Annotated in this window: 26 protein-coding genes; 7 read left to right on the forward strand and 19 right to left on the reverse strand. The window is 45.7% G+C overall.

Annotation, left to right across the window (positions count from 1 at the left end; all coding sequences use genetic code 11):
- Nucleotides 1–69: 69 nt before the first annotated feature.
- Nucleotides 70–1,668: a chaperonin GroEL gene (gene groL / locus R8O10_RS05455; protein ID WP_005388702.1), complete on the reverse strand. Its 1,599-nt coding sequence runs from the start codon at nt 1,666–1,668 to the stop codon at nt 70–72.
- A gap of 33 nt (nt 1,669–1,701) precedes the next feature.
- The gene (locus tag R8O10_RS05460) at nt 1,702–1,992 is read right to left on the reverse strand and encodes a co-chaperone GroES (protein ID WP_005373989.1); all 291 of its coding nucleotides are present in this window, start codon (nt 1,990–1,992) and stop codon (nt 1,702–1,704) included.
- Between the two features lie 267 nt (nt 1,993–2,259).
- On the opposite strand from R8O10_RS05460, the gene R8O10_RS05465 reads away from it, so the two are divergent.
- Nucleotides 2,260–2,610 (forward strand): rhodanese-like domain-containing protein, encoded by a 351-nt coding sequence (locus tag R8O10_RS05465; protein WP_151515805.1) that lies wholly within the window; start codon nt 2,260–2,262, stop codon nt 2,608–2,610.
- A gap of 96 nt (nt 2,611–2,706) precedes the next feature.
- Here R8O10_RS05465 and R8O10_RS05470 read toward each other — a convergent pair whose 3' ends face one another.
- The 4 genes from R8O10_RS05470 to R8O10_RS05485 all read right to left on the reverse strand — a co-directional run bounded on the left by R8O10_RS05470 (nt 2,707) and on the right by R8O10_RS05485 (nt 6,873).
- On the reverse strand, nt 2,707–3,105 hold the full coding sequence (locus R8O10_RS05470; protein WP_005373991.1) for a GFA family protein: 399 nt from the start codon (nt 3,103–3,105) through the stop codon (nt 2,707–2,709).
- Nucleotides 3,106–3,357: 252 nt separating this feature from the next.
- Nucleotides 3,358–3,621, reverse strand: coding sequence for a DUF3012 domain-containing protein (locus tag R8O10_RS05475; RefSeq protein WP_005373992.1), 264 nt, complete (start codon nt 3,619–3,621; stop codon nt 3,358–3,360).
- Between the two features lie 194 nt (nt 3,622–3,815).
- The gene (fni, locus tag R8O10_RS05480; RefSeq protein WP_318191182.1) at nt 3,816–4,835 is read right to left on the reverse strand and encodes a type 2 isopentenyl-diphosphate Delta-isomerase; all 1,020 of its coding nucleotides are present in this window, start codon (nt 4,833–4,835) and stop codon (nt 3,816–3,818) included.
- A 238-nt stretch (nt 4,836–5,073) separates the two neighbouring features.
- Complete coding sequence (locus R8O10_RS05485) at nt 5,074–6,873, reverse strand: cation:proton antiporter (protein WP_169628649.1); 1,800 nt, start codon at nt 6,871–6,873, stop codon at nt 5,074–5,076.
- Nucleotides 6,874–7,313: 440 nt separating this feature from the next.
- Between R8O10_RS05485 and R8O10_RS05490 the strand changes: the two genes are divergently transcribed.
- Nucleotides 7,314–9,977, forward strand: a complete 2,664-nt coding sequence (locus R8O10_RS05490) for a DUF2339 domain-containing protein (protein WP_412035159.1) — start codon at nt 7,314–7,316, stop codon at nt 9,975–9,977.
- A gap of 88 nt (nt 9,978–10,065) precedes the next feature.
- Here the strand turns inward: R8O10_RS05490 and R8O10_RS05495 are convergent, their stop codons facing one another.
- The 12 genes from R8O10_RS05495 to flgB are packed head-to-tail and all read right to left on the reverse strand — an operon-like array spanning nt 10,066 to nt 20,056.
- On the reverse strand, nt 10,066–11,106 hold the full coding sequence (locus tag R8O10_RS05495) for a flagellin (RefSeq protein WP_005373996.1): 1,041 nt from the start codon (nt 11,104–11,106) through the stop codon (nt 10,066–10,068).
- A gap of 18 nt (nt 11,107–11,124) precedes the next feature.
- The gene (gene flgL / locus R8O10_RS05500) at nt 11,125–12,024 is read right to left on the reverse strand and encodes a flagellar hook-associated protein FlgL (protein WP_005373998.1); all 900 of its coding nucleotides are present in this window, start codon (nt 12,022–12,024) and stop codon (nt 11,125–11,127) included.
- A 13-nt stretch (nt 12,025–12,037) separates the two neighbouring features.
- Nucleotides 12,038–13,411 (reverse strand): flagellar hook-associated protein FlgK, encoded by a 1,374-nt coding sequence (gene flgK, locus R8O10_RS05505; RefSeq protein ID WP_318191184.1) that lies wholly within the window; start codon nt 13,409–13,411, stop codon nt 12,038–12,040.
- On the reverse strand, nt 13,412–13,960 hold the full coding sequence (locus R8O10_RS05510) for a rod-binding protein (RefSeq protein ID WP_005374002.1): 549 nt from the start codon (nt 13,958–13,960) through the stop codon (nt 13,412–13,414). It lies immediately after the preceding gene.
- Nucleotides 13,961–13,970: 10 nt separating this feature from the next.
- Entirely contained in the window at nt 13,971–15,107 is a 1,137-nt protein-coding gene (locus R8O10_RS05515) for a flagellar basal body P-ring protein FlgI (protein WP_086026720.1), read from the reverse strand.
- Nucleotides 15,092–15,763: a flagellar basal body L-ring protein FlgH gene (flgH, locus tag R8O10_RS05520; RefSeq protein ID WP_017635111.1), complete on the reverse strand. Its 672-nt coding sequence runs from the start codon at nt 15,761–15,763 to the stop codon at nt 15,092–15,094. Before flgH ends, R8O10_RS05515 begins: the two co-directional genes overlap by 16 nt.
- 32 nt (nt 15,764–15,795) lie before the next feature.
- Nucleotides 15,796–16,581, reverse strand: a complete 786-nt coding sequence (gene flgG, locus R8O10_RS05525) for a flagellar basal-body rod protein FlgG (RefSeq protein ID WP_005374008.1) — start codon at nt 16,579–16,581, stop codon at nt 15,796–15,798.
- A gap of 24 nt (nt 16,582–16,605) precedes the next feature.
- The gene (gene flgF, locus R8O10_RS05530; protein ID WP_318191185.1) at nt 16,606–17,337 is read right to left on the reverse strand and encodes a flagellar basal-body rod protein FlgF; all 732 of its coding nucleotides are present in this window, start codon (nt 17,335–17,337) and stop codon (nt 16,606–16,608) included.
- Between the two features lie 12 nt (nt 17,338–17,349).
- Nucleotides 17,350–18,546 (reverse strand): flagellar hook protein FlgE, encoded by a 1,197-nt coding sequence (flgE, locus tag R8O10_RS05535; protein WP_005374010.1) that lies wholly within the window; start codon nt 18,544–18,546, stop codon nt 17,350–17,352.
- Between the two features lie 27 nt (nt 18,547–18,573).
- Complete coding sequence (gene flgD, locus R8O10_RS05540) at nt 18,574–19,257, reverse strand: flagellar hook assembly protein FlgD (protein WP_005384410.1); 684 nt, start codon at nt 19,255–19,257, stop codon at nt 18,574–18,576.
- Nucleotides 19,257–19,691: a flagellar basal body rod protein FlgC gene (gene flgC, locus R8O10_RS05545; RefSeq protein ID WP_005374012.1), complete on the reverse strand. Its 435-nt coding sequence runs from the start codon at nt 19,689–19,691 to the stop codon at nt 19,257–19,259. The genes flgD and flgC overlap by 1 nt, the downstream gene beginning before the upstream one ends.
- Before the next feature lie 2 nt (nt 19,692–19,693).
- Nucleotides 19,694–20,056 carry a flagellar basal body rod protein FlgB gene (flgB, locus tag R8O10_RS05550; protein ID WP_005374013.1) on the reverse strand — a complete coding sequence of 121 codons (363 nt, stop codon included), beginning with the start codon at nt 20,054–20,056 and terminating at the stop codon, nt 19,694–19,696.
- 77 nt (nt 20,057–20,133) lie between these two features.
- On the opposite strand from flgB, the gene flgA reads away from it, so the two are divergent.
- The 4 genes from flgA to R8O10_RS05570 all read left to right on the forward strand — a co-directional run bounded on the left by flgA (nt 20,134) and on the right by R8O10_RS05570 (nt 22,528).
- Nucleotides 20,134–20,931, forward strand: a complete 798-nt coding sequence (gene flgA, locus R8O10_RS05555) for a flagellar basal body P-ring formation chaperone FlgA (protein ID WP_053304631.1) — start codon at nt 20,134–20,136, stop codon at nt 20,929–20,931.
- Between the two features lie 136 nt (nt 20,932–21,067).
- Complete coding sequence (gene flgM / locus R8O10_RS05560; RefSeq protein ID WP_005374016.1) at nt 21,068–21,349, forward strand: flagellar biosynthesis anti-sigma factor FlgM; 282 nt, start codon at nt 21,068–21,070, stop codon at nt 21,347–21,349.
- Nucleotides 21,350–21,369: 20 nt separating this feature from the next.
- Nucleotides 21,370–21,807 (forward strand): flagellar export chaperone FlgN, encoded by a 438-nt coding sequence (flgN, locus tag R8O10_RS05565; protein WP_005374018.1) that lies wholly within the window; start codon nt 21,370–21,372, stop codon nt 21,805–21,807.
- Complete coding sequence (locus R8O10_RS05570) at nt 21,788–22,528, forward strand: lytic transglycosylase domain-containing protein (RefSeq protein WP_318191186.1); 741 nt, start codon at nt 21,788–21,790, stop codon at nt 22,526–22,528. Before flgN ends, R8O10_RS05570 begins: the two co-directional genes overlap by 20 nt.
- A gap of 435 nt (nt 22,529–22,963) precedes the next feature.
- On the opposite strand, the gene R8O10_RS05575 is transcribed toward R8O10_RS05570, so the two are convergent.
- Complete coding sequence (locus R8O10_RS05575) at nt 22,964–23,482, reverse strand: NUDIX hydrolase (RefSeq protein WP_005374021.1); 519 nt, start codon at nt 23,480–23,482, stop codon at nt 22,964–22,966.
- A gap of 277 nt (nt 23,483–23,759) precedes the next feature.
- Here R8O10_RS05575 and R8O10_RS05580 point away from each other — a divergent pair, with 277 nt between their 5' ends.
- Nucleotides 23,760–24,026 (forward strand): DUF333 domain-containing protein, encoded by a 267-nt coding sequence (locus R8O10_RS05580; RefSeq protein ID WP_005374023.1) that lies wholly within the window; start codon nt 23,760–23,762, stop codon nt 24,024–24,026.
- Nucleotides 24,027–24,060: the final 34 nt, after the last annotated feature.

Consider the following 24,060-nt stretch of genomic DNA (forward strand, 5'->3'; position numbering starts at 1 on the left):
CGAGCCCGCTTAGGTTTTGCAATGTTATTGTTATTTTAACGCTTACTTAATCACTAACGGTTGATGACGTTAGATATCAAGTTCTTTGTCTTCAACGTGGTTGGTGATCATCGCTTCAGTGGTGATCATCAAGCCAGCAACAGACGCTGCGAATTGAAGCGCTGAACGTGTTACTTTCGCAGGGTCCAAGATGCCCATTTCGATCATGTTGCCGTATTCACCTGTTGCAGCGTTGTAACCGTAATCGGCATCACCAGCTTTGACAGCGTTCGCCACAACAGAAGCTTCGTCACCTGCGTTAGTTGCGATTTGACGAAGAGGCTCTTCCATTGCACGTAGCGCAACTCGGATACCCACGTTTTGGTCATCATTGTCGCCTTTTAGATCCGCCAATTCTTTCGCGATCTTAGTTAGGGCAACACCACCACCAGCAACAATACCTTCTTCAACCGCTGCGCGAGTAGCGTGTAGTGCATCGTCCACGCGATCTTTCTTCTCTTTCATCTCAACTTCGGTTGCAGCGCCGATCTTGATCACCGCTACGCCGCCAGAAAGCTTCGCAACACGTTGTTGAAGCTTGTCTTTATCGTATTGAGAGGTGGTTGTTTCGATTTGTTTTTCAATCGAAGCCACACGATCAGCAATCGCGCTTGCTTCTGCTGCGCCACCCACAATGGTTGTTGTGTCTTTGGTGATGGTCACTTTCTTCGCACTACCTAGTTGCTCTAACGTTGCTTTTTCGAGCTCTAGGCCGATTTCTTCAGAGATGACCGTACCAGCAGTTAGTACCGCAATGTCTTCCATCATCGCTTTACGGTTGTCACCAAAGCCAGGCGCTTTCACCGCGGTCGCACGCACGATGCCGCGCATGTTGTTCACAACCAATGTCGCTAGCGCTTCACCTTCGATGTCTTCAGCAATGATCAATAGCGAGCGAGAAGATTTCGCCACTTCTTCTAGTACAGGCAATAGCTCGCGGATGCTGCTGACTTTTTTGTCCACCAATAGGATGTAAGGGTTGTCTAGCTCTACGCTGCCATTTTCTTGGTTAGTGATGAAGTATGGCGACAAGTAACCGCGGTCAAATTGCATACCTTCAACCACAGACAATTCGTTGTTTAGACCTTGGCCTTCTTCAACCGTAATCACGCCATTGCGACCCACTTTCTCCATCGCTTCTGCAATGATTTCACCGATCGCGCGATCGCTGTTTGCAGAAATGCTACCCACTTGGGTGATGGATTCTTTGTCGCTGCATGGCTTAGACATTTCACGTAGTTTCTCAACCGCCGCTTCAGTGGCTTTGTCGATACCACGTTTTAGGTCCATTGGGTTCATGCCAGAGGCTACCGCTTTAAGACCTTCATTGATGAAAGATTGCGCCAGTACGGTAGCCGTCGTTGTACCGTCACCCGCTTCATCATTCGCTTTGGACGCCACTTGTTTCACCATTTGTGCGCCCATGTTTTCGAACTTATCTTTCAGTTCGATTTCTTTCGCTACAGACACGCCATCTTTGGTGATGGTTGGCGCGCCGTAAGATTTATCAAGCACAACGTTGCGGCCTTTCGGGCCTAGTGTCACTTTTACTGCGTCCGCCAGTAAGTTCACACCTTTCAGCATTTTTTGACGTGCGTCATTAGCAAATAATACGTCTTTTGCAGCCATGGTTATCTCCTCAAAAAACTACTACAAAAATAATTACTCAACGATTGCTAACACATCAGATTCGGACAGAATTAAGTATTCTGCGCCGTCAATTTTCTCGGTTTTCACGCCGTAACCGTCATTGAAAATGATTTGGTCGCCCACTTTGACTTCCATCGCAGCGCGTTCGCCATTTTCAAGACGTTTACCTAAACCAACAGCAATGACTTTCCCGCGGTTTGATTTTTTCACCGACTGAGAAGTTAAAACGATTCCCCCTTCAGATTTATTTTCCACCTCTTGTCTTTCAACAATTAGCTTGTCATTTAAAGGACGAATTTTCATTTTTAAGTGCCTCCTACTTGGAACCAAAAATAAAAGACAAAATAAACATCAAGATGGATTTGCGAGTCGACAGCTCGCTTTCGATGAAAATAATAAGGTCGAAAAATGAGAGTTCAAGAGGTAAATTTGATAAAAATTTTTTATTAAATTAAATAAAGTTTTCTATCGAATTATCGCATTCACAACCACTTAGCATCTCTTTATGATGGAAAATGTGCTCAATCAAATCTAGAGTGGTTACGTACTCTTAAAAAGGATAATCAAACAATGAAAAAGGCCGTATCTCTATTTCTTGCAACGTTGTGCGTGAGCTTCCTCTCACCCAACGTGTCGGCTTCTGAACGCGCTGAACAAGGGTGGCAATTGATTGACAAGGGCGCGATGATTGTCGATGTGCGCACGCCGCAAGAGTTTTCTGAAGGGCATTTGGATAATGCCGTCAACTTCCCTTTATCTGAACTTGATAAACATTTTCAAGACGTCGATAAAGATCAAGCTATCGTGTTGTACTGTCGCAGTGGTAACCGCTCTGGCAAAGCGTATCAATACTTACAATCACAAGGCTTTACGAATCTGCACAATGCAGGTGGCTTAGAAGAACTACAAGACGCCAAATAGTCGTCTCCGTTCTAATATACAAAGTAAAAGCACAGAGCGTGTCGCAAGCGTATTGTAACGCGCTCTGTTTCTAAATACTTATCTACAACAACTCTACTATCTGGGCCCTGCATCAAATTGAGTCAGGTTGTCCGATATCTCGATCCATGGCGCTTTCGATGCGACAAAAATATGGAAATCAGGCTTGTGAGAAGGTGTGTCATCCAAGATACCAAGGCGAATATTGACGATCCCATTGTTCTTTTTCGAATACAGGCTCGATCCGCAGTGGCGACAAAAGCATAGCATGGTATTTTCGCTTTTCTGATAAGTTTGAATATCTTCTTTCCCTTGGATAATAAGCAGTTTATCCAACGCAATACCACCGGCAGATGAATAGTCAGAACCTGTGAACTTGCGGCATTCAGAGCAATGGCAATTTCCCATGTACTTAAATTCATCTGCCACTTCCAACTTTACCTTGCCGCACAGACATGAGCCTTTTAGTACTTCCATTTGAATTCCTTTTTGTTATGAATCTAATTGAATTAGATGGCTATCTCGACACCATGCCATTGCAATACGAAAAATTAAAGACAGGCAATACAGGTTTTCAAAAATGAAACGAAAATGTAAAACATTCCATTCAGAGGGAAGTGCGCTCGACACGTGAAAAATCGAGCTATTTTAGATACAAAAACACCAAGCAATAACGCTTGGTGTTTCCCTCACAGAATGTCGCCTCAGAAAAGGCGCTTTCCGCTGTGCTTAAAAAATGCAGTGTTTAGTAAAGCTGGTCGCTTCGTTTGCAGTCCAGTCACCTTTCGGCTTATCTTTCAGGTTTTCACACCATTGCTCGCTGCCGACACCATCTTGCAGAACACAATGCTTTGCAAAGTCTACCGCGTTGTCTGCTGTCCATTCTGTTTTTGGCTTATCGCGCATGTCGTTACACCAGCCTTCAGTGCCCACTTCATCACTACAAGCGGTCAAAGCAGAAGCCGCCAACATCAGCATGACTAGTTTTTTCATAAATTTAAGGTTCCAGTTGCAAACAATAGTAAAATTAAACTCAATCTCTTCAACACATGCCCATTCAAGTGTCTGAATAAAGGCGTCACTAGCTGAAGTGACTTTTGTATCAACTATAACGAAATTATCAGTCTACGTGTTAAGACACCGAAAAATTATTGAGCGACACTGTGTAAAGCGCGCCATTCTAAAAGCTATAGGCAGCGCGCTTTTGTTAGCTCACCAACCTTAAAAGAGCCAGTACCAAAGCACGCTAAACGCAGCTCTAATGCCATTTGTTCAAAGTGATCGACGACAGACTGCGTGCTGATCGTCGCAGCTTTTAATACCGCACCAGCTTGCCCAATGAGATTAGCACCCAAATGAATGGCTTTCGCCGCTTCAAGTCCGTTATGAACACCTCCCGAGGCGATCAAGGGTAATGTAGGATGCAGTGCGCGGATTTGAGCCAAACATGTTGCTGTAGGGACACCCCAATCGCGGAAAAGCTCGGCTGCACGCTGCATTCTCGGATTATCTTGGCAATACCCTTCAACCGCACTCCAGCTTGTACCACCCGCGCCCGCAACGTCAATTGCATCCACACCAGCATCAATTAATCGCTGCGCAACGTGTCCGCTAATACCAAAACCGACTTCTTTGATAATGATAGGAACCTTCACGCGAGATTTAAGCATCTCAATTGCCTGGAAAACACCAACCCAATTGTGGTCGCCATTTTTCTGAAACGCTTCCTGCATTGGATTAACGTGCACAAACAAGGCATCTGCTTGAATCGCCTCTACCGCACGTTGCGCATTATCGAGTTTACCTTTATCGAGCAATTGAGCGGCTCCAAGATTGGAATACAACGGTACTTCTTTCGCCAACTCACGAATGGTTTTACCCAAGCCCGAATGCTGACTTTCTTCTAAGCTAATCCGTTGCGAGCCGACACCCATGGCAATACCTAATTCACTTGCGGCTTCAGCCAAACGACAATTGATCGTTTCTGCGTCTTTTGCTCCGCCAGTCATCGAGCTAATCAAAAATGGTAGCGCTAATTGATGACCAAGAAACTCTGTCGATAAATCGATCGCGTGAAAGTCACATTCTGGCAGCGCACAGTGTTCAAACTCGACAGACTCAAAACCCGCCGTTTTATGCTTCATGCTCATATCATGATGTAAAACAGCATCTAGGTGTAAATCTTTTCGGTTAGTTTGCGGAGCCATAATGTCACCCTAAAGTAAAACAGTCGCGCAGTATTGCGATCCTTATCAGTAACGTCAATGCGAATTTTGTGAATTTGCCGGATTACTTTTCCGAAACGAGTAATGAATCTCGACTGCCCCTGACATTATAAGAAAAGAAACTCGCTTTCCGTTTTAAACAAGCCGGCAAGTTTCTCTTCAAATTGAGATAATCAGCGTACGATACCCATGATGCAAATGGATCACATTGCTCTGTAGTTTACTTTACGCTGTCCGACAGAATTAGCGACACAACAGTGCTTGTCGTCGTTGGTTCAAACTGTTCGGGATCATCACAGAATTGAATTTTTCCTTTTTCTTCTACATGGAACAGCGGTACAACTGAACTACCTTTGTGATGCGCTAAATAATCTTGATACGTGAAGTTATCGCTCAATTTCGTGTGTTTAACCTCTGCACCACGACTTAACATACTGGCTAGCTGGGTATAGCTTACATTGCCGCCCATCAGCAATTTACCATGGTACTCCTGAGCCACGGAGTGCTTCTCGCTGCCATTGCTGTTGGTTTTCACTTTTTGTAAGCAGTGAACTTTATCTTCCCCAAACTCGTCGACGAATTGCATGCAAGCCATAATGTTGAAATGCTGATCGGGCGTTAATGCAACCACTTGACCTATTCCTATCAAGTTCAAGTTGTCGTCCGCGTGACTAGAAATAGGGTTGCCGTAATAGTAATCCAATCCCAACATACGAACCTGACTGATGTACTCCCAGTTTGAGTCAGTCATTAATACGCGACGGTCATAACGCGCCAGCGCCTGCCCTATTTCTCTTGCTACTCGGTTAGCACCAATCAACAAGAAGCCGCGTGGTGCTGGCTCTGCGACGCCCAACGTCAGCGCTACAGGACGTGCCGTCGCACTTTGTAACACGACCGTTCCTATAATCACCATGAAGGTCATAGGGACCAGTAAAATCGCTTCATCAATGCCGTATTCGGTCAATTTGATCGCGAAAAGAGACGAAATCGAAGCAGCAACAATACCGCGCGGTGCAACCCAAGACAAAAACAGCTTATCTTTAAGACGCAAGTTACTGCGGAAGGTTGAAAGAAAAATCGATAACGGACGCGACACTAACTGCATAAATACAAACAACAATAACGCACCGCTACCTAGCGCAGCAAAATCATCCAGACTGATTCGAGCCGCAAGGAAGATGAACAATCCGGTGATCAGTAAAATGGTTAAATGCTCTTTGAAGTGCAGAATTTGCTGAATATTGATGTCTTTAGCGTTTGCGAGCCACATACCCATTACGGTGACGGTTAGTAACCCAGCTTCAGACTCAATGTGGTTAGAGACCGAAAATACACCTAGAACCACCATCAAAACCGCAAATGGCTGCAAATATTCCGGTAGCCAAGAACGACGCATGATCGTCGCAACTGCATAGCCTGAGGCCGCACCTAGCATGACACCGACAGCAATGATCGTCCCAAACACTTCGACGCTATTTATTGCACTGTGAGATACGATAAACTCGTAAACCATCACAACAAAAAGCGCACCGAGCGGGTCAATCAAAATCCCTTCCCAGCGCAAAATGTTAGCAAGCGTACTGTTAGGTCTTACGGTTCGTAGAAGTGGCACGATGACCGTCGGCCCTGTTACTACGGTTAAGCTGCCGAACAACATGGCAAGCTCCCAAGTAAAGCCGAGGAAATAGTGTGTTGCAATACTGGTCGCTGCCCATGAAATGATCGCCCCGATGGAAACGATGCTCCATACCGAACCACTCACGCCACGAATTTCTTTAAAATTTAAGGTCAAACTGCCTTCAAATAAAATCACTGCCACCGCTAAAGAAACCAACGGAAAGAGCAAATTACCTAATATCTCATCAGGATTTAACCACTGCATAAATGGCCCGACGATCAGCCCTGCCAACAACAAAAATAAAATCGCTGGCAAACGCAATCGCCAAGCTAACCATTGGCAACCTAAACCAATAACCCCAACCGCTGACAGCACCAGCGCTTCATTACCCACTTGCATCAATAATTACCTGTTTTTGTCTTTTTTCGCGTGAATGCGCTATACCCGAATACATTCAGCCTTACGGTCAAATAGAAACAACCGAACGTGCAAATCAAACGACTGACCTTCGATGACATCGCTACGAAACGCACATGTTTGAAGTCCTTTGGCGATCGCATCAGAACTATGAATATAGTTGACCCCCAATGACTTAACGACTCATTTTTGTTCATCAGGTCTTAAAGTGGCACACAAGTGTGCGACTTTGTCGAATTCATCATTACGCATTGAGTTTCATTATGTAGAATGATTTCTGAAGAAAGCGCGGAACCTAGCACTATATGAGGCTAAGGCATAGAGCATGAACTAAGCTTTAGCGTAAGTGCTCAAAGTTAAGAATCGTGGGTCACGCGACGTACGCAAGGAGAAATGGATTGTACGTAATACTAGCACTGTTCATGGCGTGTCTCGCCATCCTCATCGGAGTGAAAGCCGCCAACCGAGCTGCACTTTTAGAAAAAGAACTAACCAAACTTCGTGAGGAAGTCACATCACTACGAGCCAGTGTCCATGGGGGCTCACACCCACAAGCGCACCAACAATCCAGCATCGAAAAAGACACACCATCTGTAGCGACGTCACCTCACATAGAATCACCACAGAAAAATGTCTCATCCTCTGGGGAACATGATCCAGCTGCCAACCTAGACTTGGACCAGAGCGCTGCGAATCAAGGGTACGCCCAGACAAGAGAAGTGCAACTGGATGTTTTTAGTCAAGAAAATGAGTCATTCCTTCAGAGTAAAGTTCAGAGCCTGCTTAGCAACATTCAAGAAAATTGGTTGGTTTGGGTAGGCGCATTGGCCATGCTGATCGGTGGAGGTTATCTCGTACAGGTGATTGGTAGTCACATCCAGTTTTCGCCATTTATGCGAGTGTCCTTTGCCTTTGTGATCTCATTACTTATGGTGCTTGTTGGCGAGTGGTTTCACCGTAAAGAACAACAGAATCCGCAACGGGCAGCACGAGCCCAAGGCTTTACGTATGTTCCTGCTGCTGTTACCGGTACGGGATTAACGGGCATTTACTGCACCGTCATTTTTGCCTTTGTGGTTTATCAAATGCTAACGCCGAGTATCTCGTTGATCATCTTGGCTTCAGCGGCATTTTTCAGTTTAGCATTATCATTGCGACAAGGGCCGTTAATGGCCGTGCTTGGCTTAATTGGTGGCTACACAGCACCACTGTGGATTGGGGGTAATGAACCCAACTACTTTTTGTTAGCCGGATACATCTGCGCAATTTCGTTCGCGGCGACCTTATTGATGCAAAAAGTGCGTAGGTCATGGATTACGCCAAGTATCGCGATTCCACATGTCATTTGGATGTTGCTGTTGATTGAGAGTACACCAACAGAACGGTTGTTCTCGTGGCTCGCGATTTATCTCTCCATCACTTTGTATCTCATTTTCGCGGTTCCGAGAATGGGTTGGATGCTCAATCCTCGCTTTCGTCACTATCAAAGCAAGTGGACAAACTCGCCGACCGCTACCGCTCTCGCAACTGCTTTATTGACCTTTTCTGCCGTCACCAGAATGCCGGATCTGAACACTCTACAAATGGCGTACTGTTATACGCTGCTTGTTGCGATCATCTGGCTACCAGCACTTCGTACAGGCTGGTCATTACGTGTATTTTTGCCATCCATTCTCGTCTCAGCAACCGCGCTGATTGTTCTTACCATCGCTTTTAATGCGCTGTATATGTTAGAGCTAGAAGCTAGCATCCTATTCGCATTGGCGGTGAGTATTGCGCTGATCTGCTATCGAACATATTGCCAATCACTTAGTGACCGTTCGCAACTCAGTGGGCTGCTTCTGCTGGTACTGGCTCCCGCGATGAGCTTAATTACGTTGTTTTATATTGACGAATTTATGCAAGGCTACCTGTGGTATTGGACTGCATTCTGCGCATTGATGGCCACTTACTACGTTGTGCTTGGTCAGCGTGCACGTTCGTTGGCATTAGAATGCTCTGCCGTTATGCATGCTTTAATCGTAGGTATCGCTTTTGTTTGGTTGAGTGATACTTGGTTAACAACAGCAATCTCAATACAAGTTGCGATAATGGCCTTACAGGCTCAAGTCGGGTTATTTCGACCTGCGAGTTGGGCGATTAAAGTGGCAATGGGAATACTGGTTATCCGACTCACGCTGCTACCTTTCATACCCGAATGGCAACCGGTAGAAGCTGGGCATTGGGCTTGGGTTCTGGTGAGTTATCTGCCTTCTCTCTTCATCTTGTCTTATGCTCGTTCAACACTAAAACAAGTGGACCGAGAACTGACCAACTGGTTTGAAGGGGCGTTTTTACATGTATTCTTAATGGCATTGTTCACCCAAACTAACTACTGGTTAACGGGGCAATATGGTTACTTGGGGAACATCGACTTCACAAGTGCGGCAGTCTTTGCCAATCAAGCATTAGTTATGGGTTTGGTATACAGCTACCGCAGCCAATTTGCGCAACGCTTAAGCCGTATCTACGAAATCTATAGTTACTTGCTTTGGTGCGCGTTCGCTATATTGATTATTTTGCTTAATACGGCAGAATCGCCGTTGGTGACTGATAACGTCTCGGCACAAGCACTTCCCATCTTTAACATGCTGAGTATCGGCTGGCTGTTACCAGCTTGCATCCTGCTTATCGCAACCTTTAAACGCTGGAATACGTTGCAAGTTCATCGATTTGCGATTGCTAGTCTAGGCTTTTTACTTGCAGCCATTTGGTTGGGGATGTCTATCCGTCAATTCTGGCAAACCACATCGATGATGCTGTATCAGCCAACCAGCATGGCAGAGTTGTTCAGTTATTCAGTGGCTGGCTTGCTCGTAGGTGGATTGCTGACTTGGCGCGGCGTGACCCAACAGGGGCTGATGATGCAGCGTGTCGGTCTAGCGGTCCTTGCCGGTGTCGCACTGAAAGTATTCTTATGGGATGTGAGCTCTCTGGATGGGTTCTGGCGAGCAATAAGCTTCTTAGGCTTAGGTGCATCTTTGATAGCACTTGGATGGCTATTCCAGAAATTGAATCGTTCGGTGGCAAAAGCACTCGAGCCCTAGACGAGTCAAAGAGAGATTCCCGACAGTGCGCTGTTTTCGTTATTGGGGGACGATAACAGTGTAAAGCCGGGAATCATTGGAGTGTTCGTTACTTCAGTAAAGCGACCACGGTATGACGACGCACGTTTGCTTGCGCATTCAATGCCTGAAAAGTCGAAGTAAACTCGCCAGACTTTTGCATGAATCCATCCAGTTTTGCATTCACCTCATTGACTGAAAGCTGTGCGGTTTTGGTTTGGATAGAACGCATTTGAGTATTCAGTTCACCATGAAAAGCTTTCGCTTCCTGCAAGCTCGTTTGAACTTGTTTCAGATGCTGATTTACTTTGGCAATCGTCTGCTTGATGCCGTCGCGTGAGCCTAGATCAAACCCGAGCTCCGCAATACCATCTGGCTCAGACTTTAAGTTCAAAACGTTAGGCTGTCCCGCAGGGAATCGGTGCCCTTCCCCCGTTACCATCACCTTTTGCTGCATTTGTTGATAAGCGTTGTCTCTGGCTTCAAATAAAATGCTGCCATCATCGGCTAATGAGGCTCGCATTCCTAACGCAATCAAGCTGCGATCCAGCATTTTGACCGTTCGCTCACCGTCTGATTGTCCATCAAACTGAATCATCACCGCTTGACCTTGAGGAAAATCCAAACGGATTTGCTCGGCCTTGTCGCTTAAGCGATGAACATTCAAACCTGGAATAGAAAAGCGACGAATATCCGCTTTATCCAGTTTTAAGTGCAGTTCGTTATTTAGGACTTTCTGGCCATCGAAACGTGCTTGCTCAACGACTTTTTGGATGGTGGCTTTAGAACGAACCAATGTATCCTGCAAACCAGGAACATTTTGTACGCCTTGATTAATAGCTTGCGTCAAACCACGTTTAATTTGCGTGAGCTCTTTGCCAATCACCTGCAGCGATTTGGACGCGATCTGAACCGCCGTGGCTTGCTGCTGACCCTGCGTAAGCTGAATACCAGATACAGAGTAGGCTGACGCAGTGTCAGCCTGAATTTGCGCCGGGCGCGGTTTAATTGCCGTACTTGAGTCTGCAGAACGGGTCGGCATGATAGAGGCTTGTTCTTGTCCACCTAAGCGTATGCTATGGGGTCTAACCTCTACTGTACTCATTACCATAAAAAGAACTTCCTAACCTTATAAACGGTCAAACAGCGACAAACCATCGATCTTCACATAGCTTGCTTGCGTTGCTTGCAAAGCGGCCATGTAATTACTCAATCGTACCGACGCTTCACCATAGTCCAGAGCAGAGAGGTCTCCAGATACTTTGTCAACGAACAGCTTGTTTTCACTGTGCGCGCCACCAACAAGATCTAAGTTGTTGTGTCGACCACCAATCTCAGTCATGGTCCCTAGTACGTTTGAAAAAGTATCGTCGATAGCGCTGATACTCGCCTCAACTTCAGCTCTGAAGTTGGCGGTAGGGCTCTCAAACTCTTTGATCAGCGCATCAATTTGGTTAAGCACGTTATGGCCTCCCCCAAGGTCCAATATTTCTTTTGCAGTCATATTGGAATCCATCGTGACACCTTTAGCAATTGTTACTACGCGCTTGTCACTATTACCTTCAATTACGTAGCTGCCGCTCGCTTTACTTACAGCCGCAGTATCCGTTTTAGTACCAGAGAAAAGGTAGTGCCCTTCTTCATCCTGCGCGTTAAAAGACGACTCAATAGAGTCACGGTAACTCTTAAGCTCTGTAATCATACCGCCACGACTTTCGTCAGTAAGAGAGCCGTTCGCACCCCAAAGCGCGATGTCTCGCATGCTTTTTAAGCTTTCTTTGATCGAATCTAAATGGGTTTCTTGACTCGATAGCGTCGTTTTTACGTTTTCAATATTGTTTTTGTACTGAGCAATCGCACTGGTTTCTCGGTCTAAGTTAAGCAACTTGATCGAAGCCATTGGATCATCAGACAGCTTGGTCAAGCGCTTGCCAGTAGACATCTGTTGCAGAGCTTCGCCTAATCCCGCGCTATTGCTCTGCAAGCTGTGCAACATCATTTGACTAAATTGATTGTCACTAATTCGCATCTAAACTTTCCTCTTAGAATAACCGCAGAATAGAATCGAGCAGTTGATTTGCTGTGCTGATCACTTTCATGTTGGCATTGTGCGCATTAGCAAACATCATTAGGTTAGCCGCTTCTTCATCGCTGTTTACGGAACTAACATTATCGCGAGCTGCGTGCGCTTGCTTGTTCATGGCTAACTTCGCTTGATAATCAGCGTTAGCTTGGCGTGCTTTAATTGCGGTTTGACCCACCATTGAACTAAAGGCATCGTTCAAGCTTACTGAGCCGTAACCTGATACCGCCACTGGCTTGTTGCTTAACTCGATCAATGATTGCAACGCATCTGCGTTACCAGGTGTTCCATCACTTGAGAACGCAAGCTCATCTGGAGTTAGCTTGGTAATATCCAAACTGGCTGCAGGGTTTGCTGGGTCATAGCTGAACAAAGGTTTACCTGGGTTGCCATTTAAGTCTTTGCCAGTTGCAAGCACGGCGTTGTATTCATCCGCGAGAGCTTTCGCCATGTCATTCAGAGCCAGTTGGTTTGGTTTCAACACTTCGGTTTGATAGTCATTAATCGCACCTAATTTGCCACCAAGCGAGTCACCAATCGCAAAGCTTTGATTCGAGAACGTGACGTGTAAGTCCGCTAAGTAAGGATCACTCGGGTCAGGAATGGCTTCCAGTTTGCCATGGTCCGTACCCATCACAAGCGGTTGACCAGAGGTTAGTGTGACCTGAACACTGCCGTCATGCTGCTGTGTTGTTTTGATTTCAATGGTTTGAGATAACTCACCGATTAACCTATCTCGTTCATCCATTAACTGTGATGGGTTACCACCTGTACCTTGCATCTCTACCAGTTGCTTGTTCACCTTCGCGATATTTTCCATAAGGCTATTCGCGTGGTTAAGCGCTGCATTACGTTGGTCGCTCATGTCTTTATGTTGATTGTATAAAGACTCGGTAAGCGTATTAAAACGGCGGGCCAAAGCTTCAGATTCGTTAATGATCTGCTGGCGGTAAGGTATGGATTCCGGCTTAACGGTCGCATCGTTAAGCGCAGCGTTTAGCGAGTCCAAGCCAGCCGATATACTGAAACCATCGGCACCAAGCGTATTCTCCAGCTGACTCATGTTACTGGTGTATCCAGATGCGTATGCCGCCATACTGTTAGTCGACCACGTTTGCTTAATCAGAAATTGATCAGTAACGCGGCGAATGCTAGTGACTTCTACCCCTAAACCTGGACTTAAGCGATTGGCTTTACCATCATCGACAGACGCCATCAACGCTTGTTGACGACTGTAACCCACGGTATTCACGTTTGCCACGTTTTGCGCGGTTACGTCTAGGGCCACACGGTTCGCGCCTAAACCTGAAAGGGCAATATTAACTAGGTTCATTTACAGCTCCATTTTTCTGATCAACGGCTGAGAAAACGCGGTAGTCATACCGGCCTCACCGAATACCTGTTTAACAGAGGCGACGGCTTGAGAAGCGGTATTAAATAGGCTTGAATTCTTCTCCACCTCTTTAGAATCTACTTGTGAGATAGATTCAGAATTCGAAGCTTTACCATCGTTAGCGGATGAGATGTTGCGCGCAGCATCGAAAGCAACCTCACGCATAGACGGGCTCAGCTGTTGGATGAGCATATTGGCAATGCCTGAGCTCTGTTTCTTTGCTAGTTCCATCGCCAGCTGACCGTCATACATATCACGGAATACCCCTTGTTGCTGACTGGCAAACGGGCTGTCTTTATCAGCAAGAGCATCACTACTGCTGCGCATTTGGCGTAACACCATTTGTAAGAACATTGCCTCAAATTGACCTGCGACGACTTCAAGTGCGCCTTCTTGATCACGACTATGCTTGATGTTAGCCAATGCACTGTTGTCGTGATAAAGCATCGAATTTAACTGAGTTTGTTCATTGGTACTGTCTAGCTTCATCCTTAACTCCTTATATCACGACCAATTCAGCGTTCAATGCACCCGCTTCACTCAAAGCTTGCAGGATAGACATCAAGTCTGTAGGCGTGGCACCTAAACTATTTACCGCATTAACTATGGTGTTAAGTTCCGTGCCTGGAGGCCAAATCACCATCTGAGCGAGATCTTCATTCACATCAAGATCCGTTTGGTTAACGACTTTCGTATCGCCATTTGCAAACGCATTAGGCTGACTAACTTGTTGTGATTCAGAAATTCGCACGGTTAAGTTACCGTGACTTACTGCTGCTTCACTCACTTTGACACTCTTACCGATCACCACGGTGCCAGTGCGAGAGTTAAAGACAATACGAGCTGGTTTACGGCCTTCAACGACGCTCATTTCTTCAAGCATCGACATCATGACGACACGCTGCTGTGTATCTTTTGGTGCACGCATATCAATGCGCGCTTTATTGATCGCAACTGCAACGTTAGGTCCAAAAGTGTTGTTAATTTCACGCGCAATATTTTTTGCTGTAGTGAAGCTAGGCTTGCGCAGGTTTAGGGTGATTTCATCACGTTGGTTGAAATCGGTTTTGATTTCTCTCTCTAAAGTCGCACCATTCGGAACGCGACCCGCCGTTGGTGTGTTCACTTCTACTTTGGAGCCACTTCGCCCCTCTGCAGATAAGCCCCCCACAACCACGTTGCCTTGCGCAATCGCGTACACTTCGCCATCAATACCACGTAAAGGCGTTAGCAATAACGTACCACCGCGAAGGCTCTTTGCATCACCGATTGAAGACACAACCACATCCAACGTTTGTCCTGGGCCTGCCATTGGATCAACGGACGCTGTCACACTCACAGAAGCCACATTTCGTAGCTTAGGGTTCATACTGTCATCAATTTGAACCCCAAACTGACGTAGCATGTTGGTAATAGATTGAGAGGTAAATTTCACTTGGTTTCGGTCACCTTGGCCGGCTAAGCCAACCACCAAACCATAACCAACCAGTTGGTTTTCTCGAATGCCGCGAACATCGACCAAGTCCATGATCGGAATTTCCGCTTCAGCACGTGAAGTGCCTGGTAGTCCCAAGGTCAACACCAATAGGAGAGACATAAAGAAAGATTGCATTGTCTTCATTAGAAAGGTACCCATGGGCTGTTGAAGAACTGAGTTAGCCACCCGGCTGCGTTGCTGTCAGCTAGGGCTCCGCGACCTGCGTAGGTAATTCTTGCATCAGCAATTCGTTGAGAAGAAACTTGGTTACTGCGGTTAATATCATCCACACGGACGATACCGGTTAGGCGAATAAACTCGTCGCCTTGATTAAGACGAAGCCATTTTTCACCGCTGATACGCAATACGCCATTAGGTAATACTTCGTGTACCGTTACCGTAATGGCACCTTGAAGCTTGTTGCCTTGTGAACTTGATGCACTGCCATCGAAGTTACGTTTGCCATCCACGCTAACCCCTAACTCATCGATAGTTTTCGTGCCTATGGTCGGCGCCACAAAGTTAATTGCTGAACTTTTACCGAACTTAGTACCCGCATTTTTACTCGATGAGGTTTCTTCTGATAGTTGAACCGTTAATACATCGCCAACTCGGTAAGCACGACGATCCTGAAACAGGGTCATCGTGTATTGGTGACGATAAAGGCTACCAGATTGGGTTTCCGGCAGCGTGTAATCGAGCGTTGGTGGTGCATATTCCTCAGCATTCGGCTCAGGCGGAATAAATTCCTGACGGCCAGCACATCCCACCAGCAACACGGCGGCTACTGCCCAACTCTTAGAAAGCCATTTCATTGCTTTTTCCTTCATCATCACCAATTTCATACTTACATTGATTGCGAAACAAACTTCAGCATGTCATCTGCAGCAGAGACCACTTTCGCATTCATCTCATACGCACGTTGAGTGGTGATCATGTCGACCATCTCTTCTACTACTTGTACGTTTGACCCTTCCAGTGCACCTTGCTTGATAATGCCGGCACCATCAGCTCCTGCAATCAGCTCATCAGCTGGACCGCTGGCTTCCGTTTCACGGAATAAGTTGCCACCCATGGCCTCTAAGCCGGCTGGATTGATGAATTTTGCAAGTGTAATTTGACCAAGCTGCTGAGGTGTTGGATCGTCTGCTGTTGTTGTAGTCACGGTGCCATCAACACCCACAGAGAAAGAGACCGCATTGTCAGGGATCTGGATTTGAGGCTCTAAAGGCAGGCCCTGACTGTTCACCATTAAGCCTTCTGAGTTTCGATGGAACTGACCATTACGTGTATACATGATCTGTCCGTCCGAGTTTTCTATTTGGAAGAAACCCTGACCCATTACAGCAAGATCCAACTCTTGCGTTGTGTTTTGGGTATTACCTTGCGTGAACACTTTTTGTGTGCCAACAACGCGAACACCGCTACCTAGCTGAATACCACTTGGTAGTTCGTTAACTTGGTCTACTTGAGCGCCTGGTTGACGCTGAATGCTGTAGAAAAGATCTTCAAATACGACTCGGTCACGCTTAAAGCCAACCGTGTTTACGTTTGCTAGGTTGTTAGAAATGGCAGTCATCTTCGTGTCTTGCGCTGCCATGCCTGTCTTACTTACCCATAATGCTGAATGCATTTTTTACTCCTTGCGGGGCGAGACTTAGCTCGCCGCCATTAATTTGTTACCAGCTTTTGCTAGAGTTTCCGCCGTTTTCATCATGCGAACTTGCATTTCAAAGTTGCGCGTCAGCGACATCACACTAACTAATTCATCAATAGCAGATACGTTACTGCCCTCAATGTGCTCAGGAGAGAGTTGCACGGTTTCATCTGCCGCGAATGGCACGCCATCTACGCTGTGCAGCAAGCTATCGCTCTCTTTTTGCAGTTGATTAATTTCCGGTTTAACCAACTTCAAAGTGCCTGCCACAATTTCTGCGCCGCCACCTGGTGGGATCACTGAGACTTGACCACGCTCGCTGATTTCAATCTTTTGATAATCCGGCACAACCAAAGGACCATTGTCACCGAGGACAGGGAACCCATTGATTGTTAGAGCGCCAAAAGTATCGACCTGAATATTGCCTGCACGGGTGTAAGCTTCGTTACCCGCTGGGGTTTCTACAGAGAGATATCCCTCCCCCATAACCGCAACGTCCAACGGACGTCCTGTTTTCACAATATCGCCAGCGTCGAAACGTGTTGAGGCAGAGTTGGTCACAACCATAGTGCGACCATCAAAACCTGGGCCTTGCATCTCTACACTACGCACACGCTCCATATCCGCTCGAAAACCCGCAGTATCAGCATTTGATAAGTTGTCTGAACGAACGTGCTGCGCTTTAAGAACTCGGCTGGCACCCGACGTTGCCGTAAATAACAAACTATCCATGCAAAACTCCCATTACACCGCGTTAAACAAAGCTTGAGTAAGCTTGTCGCTGGTAGAAATTGTCTTTGCGTTTGCTTGGTAGTTGCGTTGTGCAGTCATTAGAGCAACAAGCTCGCTGGTTAAGTCAACGTTAGAACCTTCTAATGCACCCGGAGTTAGGTCACCCATCGTACCTGAACCCGGAACACCCATAATTGGAGCACCTGAGCTAAAGCTTTGAGTCCATGATGTTCCACTCACTTTCGCTAAGCCTTGTGTGTTTGCAAAATCAGCAAGAACAACCTGACCTTGTAGCTGTGATTGGCCGTTAGTGTAAGTCGCGTAAACCATGCCGTTACCTTCAACGCGTACACCTGCAAGTTCACCTGATGTGTAACCGTTAGGACTATTAGTACTTACGCCAAAAGCTGCACCAAATTGCGTGCTGCCTTTCAGGTTAATGTCTACACTCATCGCGTTCGCGCCTGCAGCAGGGAATGAAACATTAAACGGCGCAGTTGGTGCTGAAAGCGAGCCGTCTTTACCAAACGTTACAGGCACAGTTGCTACTGGCGTCGTACCGCCATCTACTTGAACGTTCACTTCCCACGAGTTAGAAGCAGTCTTAGTAAAGTACTGAGTTACCGTGTGCGAGTTACCCAGTGAGTCGTAGACTTTTGTTGTGTAAGACGAGTTAAATGAGCTTGGATCTTTTGGATTGAATGGCGTTACGGCTTTATCAATAACAGACGCACTTGCGTCGAAGTTCGCAACAAAATCTAAGCTGTCTGTTGCTTTAGCATTCAGTGAGGAAGTCGATACCTGAATATTACCCACAGAACCTGTCATTAGGTTGTTGTTGCTATCGACACTGTAACCTTGAAGCTTTGCACCGCTGTTAGCCGTAACAAAGTTGTTCTTATCCGTTGAGAACACACCTGAACGTGTGTACAACATTTGACCCATATTATCTTTAGTAACAAAAAAGCCACCGCCATTAATAGCTAGGTCCATCGCACGGCCAGTTCCTGTGATACTGCCGTCTTTGTCGAAGTTCTGTGAAATTGACGCGACTTCCACACCACCAGGTTGCATGCCGTTATATACAGCGGAGAATTCTGTGCGGCCACCTTTAAAACCATACGTTGATGCGTTGGCAATGTTGTGACTGATTGTGTTTAGCTCTGTGTTGGTCGCGTCCAGACCACTTAGTGCGATGTTAAAACTCATAAATAGACCTCTGATTTCCGTATTTGGTTAAGCACCAAACTGAGTGATTTGATAGAAAGGAACGTTGCCAACGCCATGGACATTGACTAATGCTGCGCCACCGGTATTAGGAATGCGCACTTGCTCAACAGTGCCTGCCATCAGCACATTTGGACTTGCTTGCCCTTCTTGCACTTCTACGGCCACTGAGTATTTGCCTGGTTTAAGACCAAGTTCTTCAGGATTAATTGAAAAGTCGACGTCACCTTTGCCGTGAGCACCTAGTGGCACTTTAGTTGATTGACCAAATTCATCTTTAACAACTAACGTGACTTGGTTTGAGCTATGAGCGAGTTCGATTTTTCCGTTTTGTACGTCTTCACCAAGCTGAAATTCATCCGCATTGACGTAAACCGTTTGCCCAACAAGGCCCGCTGTTGATAGCACTTGCATGTTGTCCAGTAACACCATGCTCTGTTGCATTGTCTTAGACATATTCTCGGTACTTTGTACCTGCGAGAACTGAGCCAATTGACCAACGTATTCCGTACCATCAAGGGGATTAAGTGGGTCTTGGTTTTGAATTTGAGCCACCATCAAAGAAATAAACTCATTCTCCAATGAAGAAGCGCTGTTCATGTCTTTAGGGTTTGGTGAGATACCGTTGCTGTCTTTTGCTTTTGTATTTACTGGAGCGTCAGACGATAAAGGGGTGTATTGTGCAATACTCATTAGCTGCCCTGCCCTAATCTAAGCAGACCTTGCTGCATACTTTTTACATTGGCTAATACTTCAACATTCGTTTCGAAGCTGCGTGTTGCGGACATCATGTCTGCCATTTCAGCAACTACATCAATATCTGGGTAAAACACATAGCCTTCATCATTAGCCAGTGGGTTGTTCGGCTCAAAACGCTTCTCTGCATCTCCAGCATTTTTAACAACGTCAACAATGCGAACTTCTGCATTGGGATAAGCTCCATTTTCTGTTGTCATTTGCGTTTTTTGGTACACAGTCGCAAATACTGGCTTAAGCGCTTTATAAGCATCTTCTGGATTTGCAGATACTGCATCTGCGTTTGCTAAGTTACTGGCTACCGTATTCAGACGCACAGTTTGTGCTGTCATCGCGGAACCAGTGATCGAGTAAATATCAGTGAATGACATAATTAACGTCCCTCAATCGCTTTCGCTAAGCCATTAAATTTCATGTTGAGAAACGTCAGGCTAGTTTGAAAGTCCATGTTGTTTTGCGTGAATTTTGCTTGTTCAACACCAAGCTCTACGGTGTTGCCATTTTTGCTATTCTGGTAAGGCACCGAGTATTGGGCCTGAACCTGGAACTTTGGCACCGGTTTGTTCACACCACCTGCCGTTACTTGGTTCATTACGGTGGTGAAACTTAGGTCTTTCGCCAAATACCCAGGGGTGTCAACATTTGCTAGGTTACTGGCGAGGACTTTGGTACGCTGAACGCGAAAATTAAGTGCCTCTGGATGTACTCCTAAAGCATTTTCAAATGTGATCGCCATGCATCTTCCTTACAGTTGGCTCGAATACGCCAACATACAAACAAGATACGTGCCATAAAAAATAGTTATATATATCAATGACTTATAAACAAGGATGGAAGCCAAACTTCCGGTTCTCGGAAAGCATTAAAAACAAGAGGAAAGTGTCCACTTCCTCAACAATAATGCTGACGTTACTCGCTTTGACATCAGAACAAGCATTCGCCAACACCAATGACAAAACCCTAAGCGTTGAAGAGATAAGGTCCGTTGTAGCAACGGATTTCGAACAAGAGGTGGATCGCGTAGCGCTCTCCAATCAGTGGGGGAAGTACAAACTGGACTTCGACATGTGGGTACCCGGTTCAGCCAATCACTTGCCAGAATGTGAATCTCCTTTAGTTATCACAGGTCGTGACAACAACACGTTGCCAGTCGGTAACCTCAAGCGCTCAGTCAGCTGCGACAATATCGCATCACCATGGCGAATTAACGTTACGATAAAGTCTTCGCTGACTCTGCCTGTTTTGGTCGCGACAACCACGGTTGGCCGAAATGAAGTCGTAACGGCTAAACACATAAAGCTTGAAACCCGAACCATCTCTCGCCAAGACGATTTTTATACTCGCCCCGAGCAAGCAGTAGGCTTAGAAACCTCTCGTCGTTTGCGGGCTGGACAAGTGGTTAATCCATCCAATTTGTCGGCCCCACCTCTAATCGAGAAAGGCAATGAAGTCATAGTCATTGCGAGCAAAAATGGATTTAGTGCCAGCACAAAAGGAGTCGCCTTAGAAGATGGAGCGAAAGGGCAACAAATTGACGTGGAAAACCCAAGTTCGGGCAAGGTCATAAGAGCAGTCGTAACTGGATTAAACCAGGTTCATACTCAATTTTGATTTTTTGACTCGGGGTAACATTTTTTAATTTTGGCTCTCGTCAGTAACACTGAACTTCGAGTACAAAAAAAATATTTAATGTTTATCACATTCTAACCGCCTACTTAATTTAGAACATGATGATGAGGACCACAGCATGAAAATCGACAAAGTCGCGGGCGGTCATGTCCCACAAACAAAATTACAGCAAGCAAGCAAACAGCCTGTCGACGTCGTCGAACAGAGCAAAGTACACGAGCCTGCATTTCAAGCGAATACCGTAGCGATAGATCGCGCTCAAGCTGAAATGGCATCACTACCTGATGTTGATATGGAAAAAGTAGAACAAGTACGCAACGCATTAGCGCGTGGTGAACTTAGCCTAGATACAAAAGTGCTATCCAAGGCAATCATGCAGTTCCATACAGGTCACGAGTAATAAAACGCTAGGAAGACATCATGGCAAGCGCAGTATCGCAGCGAATTCAACAATTTGTTCGCTCTATATCTGAGGATATTAAGCTTTATCAACAACTGCTTCCTTTGCTGCAGCAGCAAAAGGTATTGTACTTAAAGTTTGATGGAGAGGCACTGAACGACAATGTTCAGAAACAAATGCCGATACTCAATAAACTCAGCCGCTCCGCCAATGACAGAAGCCAGTGTATGCGAGCGCTGGGGTTAGCGTGTAATGACGCCAGCGTAAAACGAATTTTCAATGCTTTGCCTGCCCAAATAGGTATGCAAGCTAGAAAACAATGGGCGCTATTGGAAACGTTGGTAAGTCAGTGCCAACAATACAATCAGAGCAATGGCCACAGCTCTGCGGCGTTCCATGAGTTGGTCAGTCAACTCAAACAACCTGTGCAACACACTTATGAAGATAAATCGTTCTAAACGATGTTCGTCTTGCCTACAGATTCAGTCGCCATCTCGGCTGAGTACTGTAGGCCTTTTTATTGCCTTTCTGTCCTACCTTCCATTCACATGCCCGGCAAAACCAAATGCTGTCGATATTCAAACGCAGTATCAAATATTAGCCCCATACAAGCCACAAATTGCCAAGCGTCTCGATTCATACAAGCCGGTAATTAACCACATTTTCAAACAGCTTCAAAACCACTCATTACCAAATAGCCTAGCCTTAGTGCCAATGTTAGAATCTTCTTACAACCCCAAAGCCGTTTCTCACGCTAACGCCGCCGGACTTTGGCAACTGATACCAGCCACAGCGAAACGTTTCGGATTAACGATAAATACAAAACAAGACGATCGCTTTGACACAGAAGCTAGCACAACGGCCGCGCTCAAGTACCTGGCGTTTTTATACAACAAATTCGATCAAAATATGGCTCTCACTTTAGCTGCATACAATGCCGGAGAAGGACGTGTTGCACGTGCTATTCAGCGAGCAGGAAGTCGAGATTTCCAACAACTCACGCTGCCTAACGAGACTCGCCAATATGTCAGCCGCTTCTATGCATTGGAAAAGTTGATAGATATCGGTCAGTTACAATCCTCATCATTTCAACCTTTACTCTTATTTGCTCCAGACGCTCCTATGATTTCACAACCGCTGGTCGACTTTAGCCGACTGCCTCCGCTAGTTAATTTGTGATAAAAGCTACGACAGAGCTCAATGTCAGAGAAACGTAAAATTACAAGATCCTGTTCGGCGAATTTGAAAACTCGTGATCTCTATGCAAACGTGTGCAAAAAAGTTGAGGTAAGGTATCTCAAAGATAAGAAAGAGTAGTGGTTTACTAAAAAGCGCCCCAATTGCGCTTGGCAATTGGGTAGATATGCGTCACATTGCGTTTGCAAAAAAACATGAAAACCAATGGTCAGACCTAATAATTATTTACACACTAAATGTAAAACAGCTATTGTTTTCATAGTTCGAAACAAATCTAACATATCAAGATGACGCTTCGCTTGCGCGTCTGGAATAAGTCCGGGTTCCGGGGGGGAGTCCGGACTTTTTTATTGCTCTAAAATCTTTGCCCACAATAGAGCCAACAGAAGCTAAGTCGTAATGATGCAAACTAACTGTTTATAGTAATTCTTTAGAAATCAACTGAAGTAAAAACGTTTCGCGCTCAATGCTCATGCCTTTTTTCGGGCTTTCTGCCATCGTTTTTTCATTGTGTGCAATTGCTTCGTGTATGTTCATCCATACCGGGCGCATTCCATTTTTAACTTCGTAATCTTCATACGCCGTTTCGCCTAGCTCACGTTCGATTTTACATGTATAACAATACGACACCATGTGCATCACGTCAGCGTCATCCTTGTACCACGGACGAAACTCCTCAAAGATTCCGAAAGGCTTAATACCATGTATATTTTGGGCGCCCGTTTCTTCCTCTAATTCACGGACTAATCCAGCAATGACATCTTCACCATCATCAATACCACCGCCTGGTAGCGTGTAGTCATGGTAACGTTCTGTATAGAGCAACAGCACATCTTCACCATCAAGTACAATGGCTCGCGCTGCATTGCGCTGAAAAACAATTTTGTCATCCAAATGCTCTATGTCTGGATGAACGGTCGATTTTAAATGTCTCATCGAAAATACCACGGTCAATGTTTTGTGCGCATATTACCGAATTTCACACTTTAAATCATTGTTGTAGGCCAGGTACGTTCGAGCGCTTGTCAGGAAGTGATTGATATGACCTTCACAACAATACGCCAAGAACAGAAGTGTGACGTGCTAATCAGCAATAAATGAGAATATCTAAATTCTTATACGTCCCTCTTACTTTTAACATCGATAAGACAATAATCTCTTAAAGTTGCCTATAATCAATACAATACTCGCCCACCCCATGCGGAGATAAAGAATGAAAAAGACAAATTTAATGATGGCTATGGCTGCAACATTGGTACTGGCTGGTTGTTCAACTTACGAGGGAGCGACCCGATCAACTGAGTATACCTCCGTTGCAAATCCCGCAGCCGTATACTGTGTTCAGCAAGGTGGTGAGCTGGATACCGTGTCGGAAAACGGCGAACGTGTCACTTACTGTGTGCTGTCGGACAATGAACGCGTCGAGCAATGGGAATACTATCGCGAGAATCACAAAGAAAATGAGGGTGACAACTACTAATTATTTTTATCGATACGTCACCTTCCCTCTATCA

The organism is Vibrio sp. 1727 (genome assembly GCF_033344415.1).
In the GTDB taxonomy this organism is placed as follows: domain Bacteria; phylum Pseudomonadota; class Gammaproteobacteria; order Enterobacterales; family Vibrionaceae; genus Vibrio; species Vibrio alginolyticus.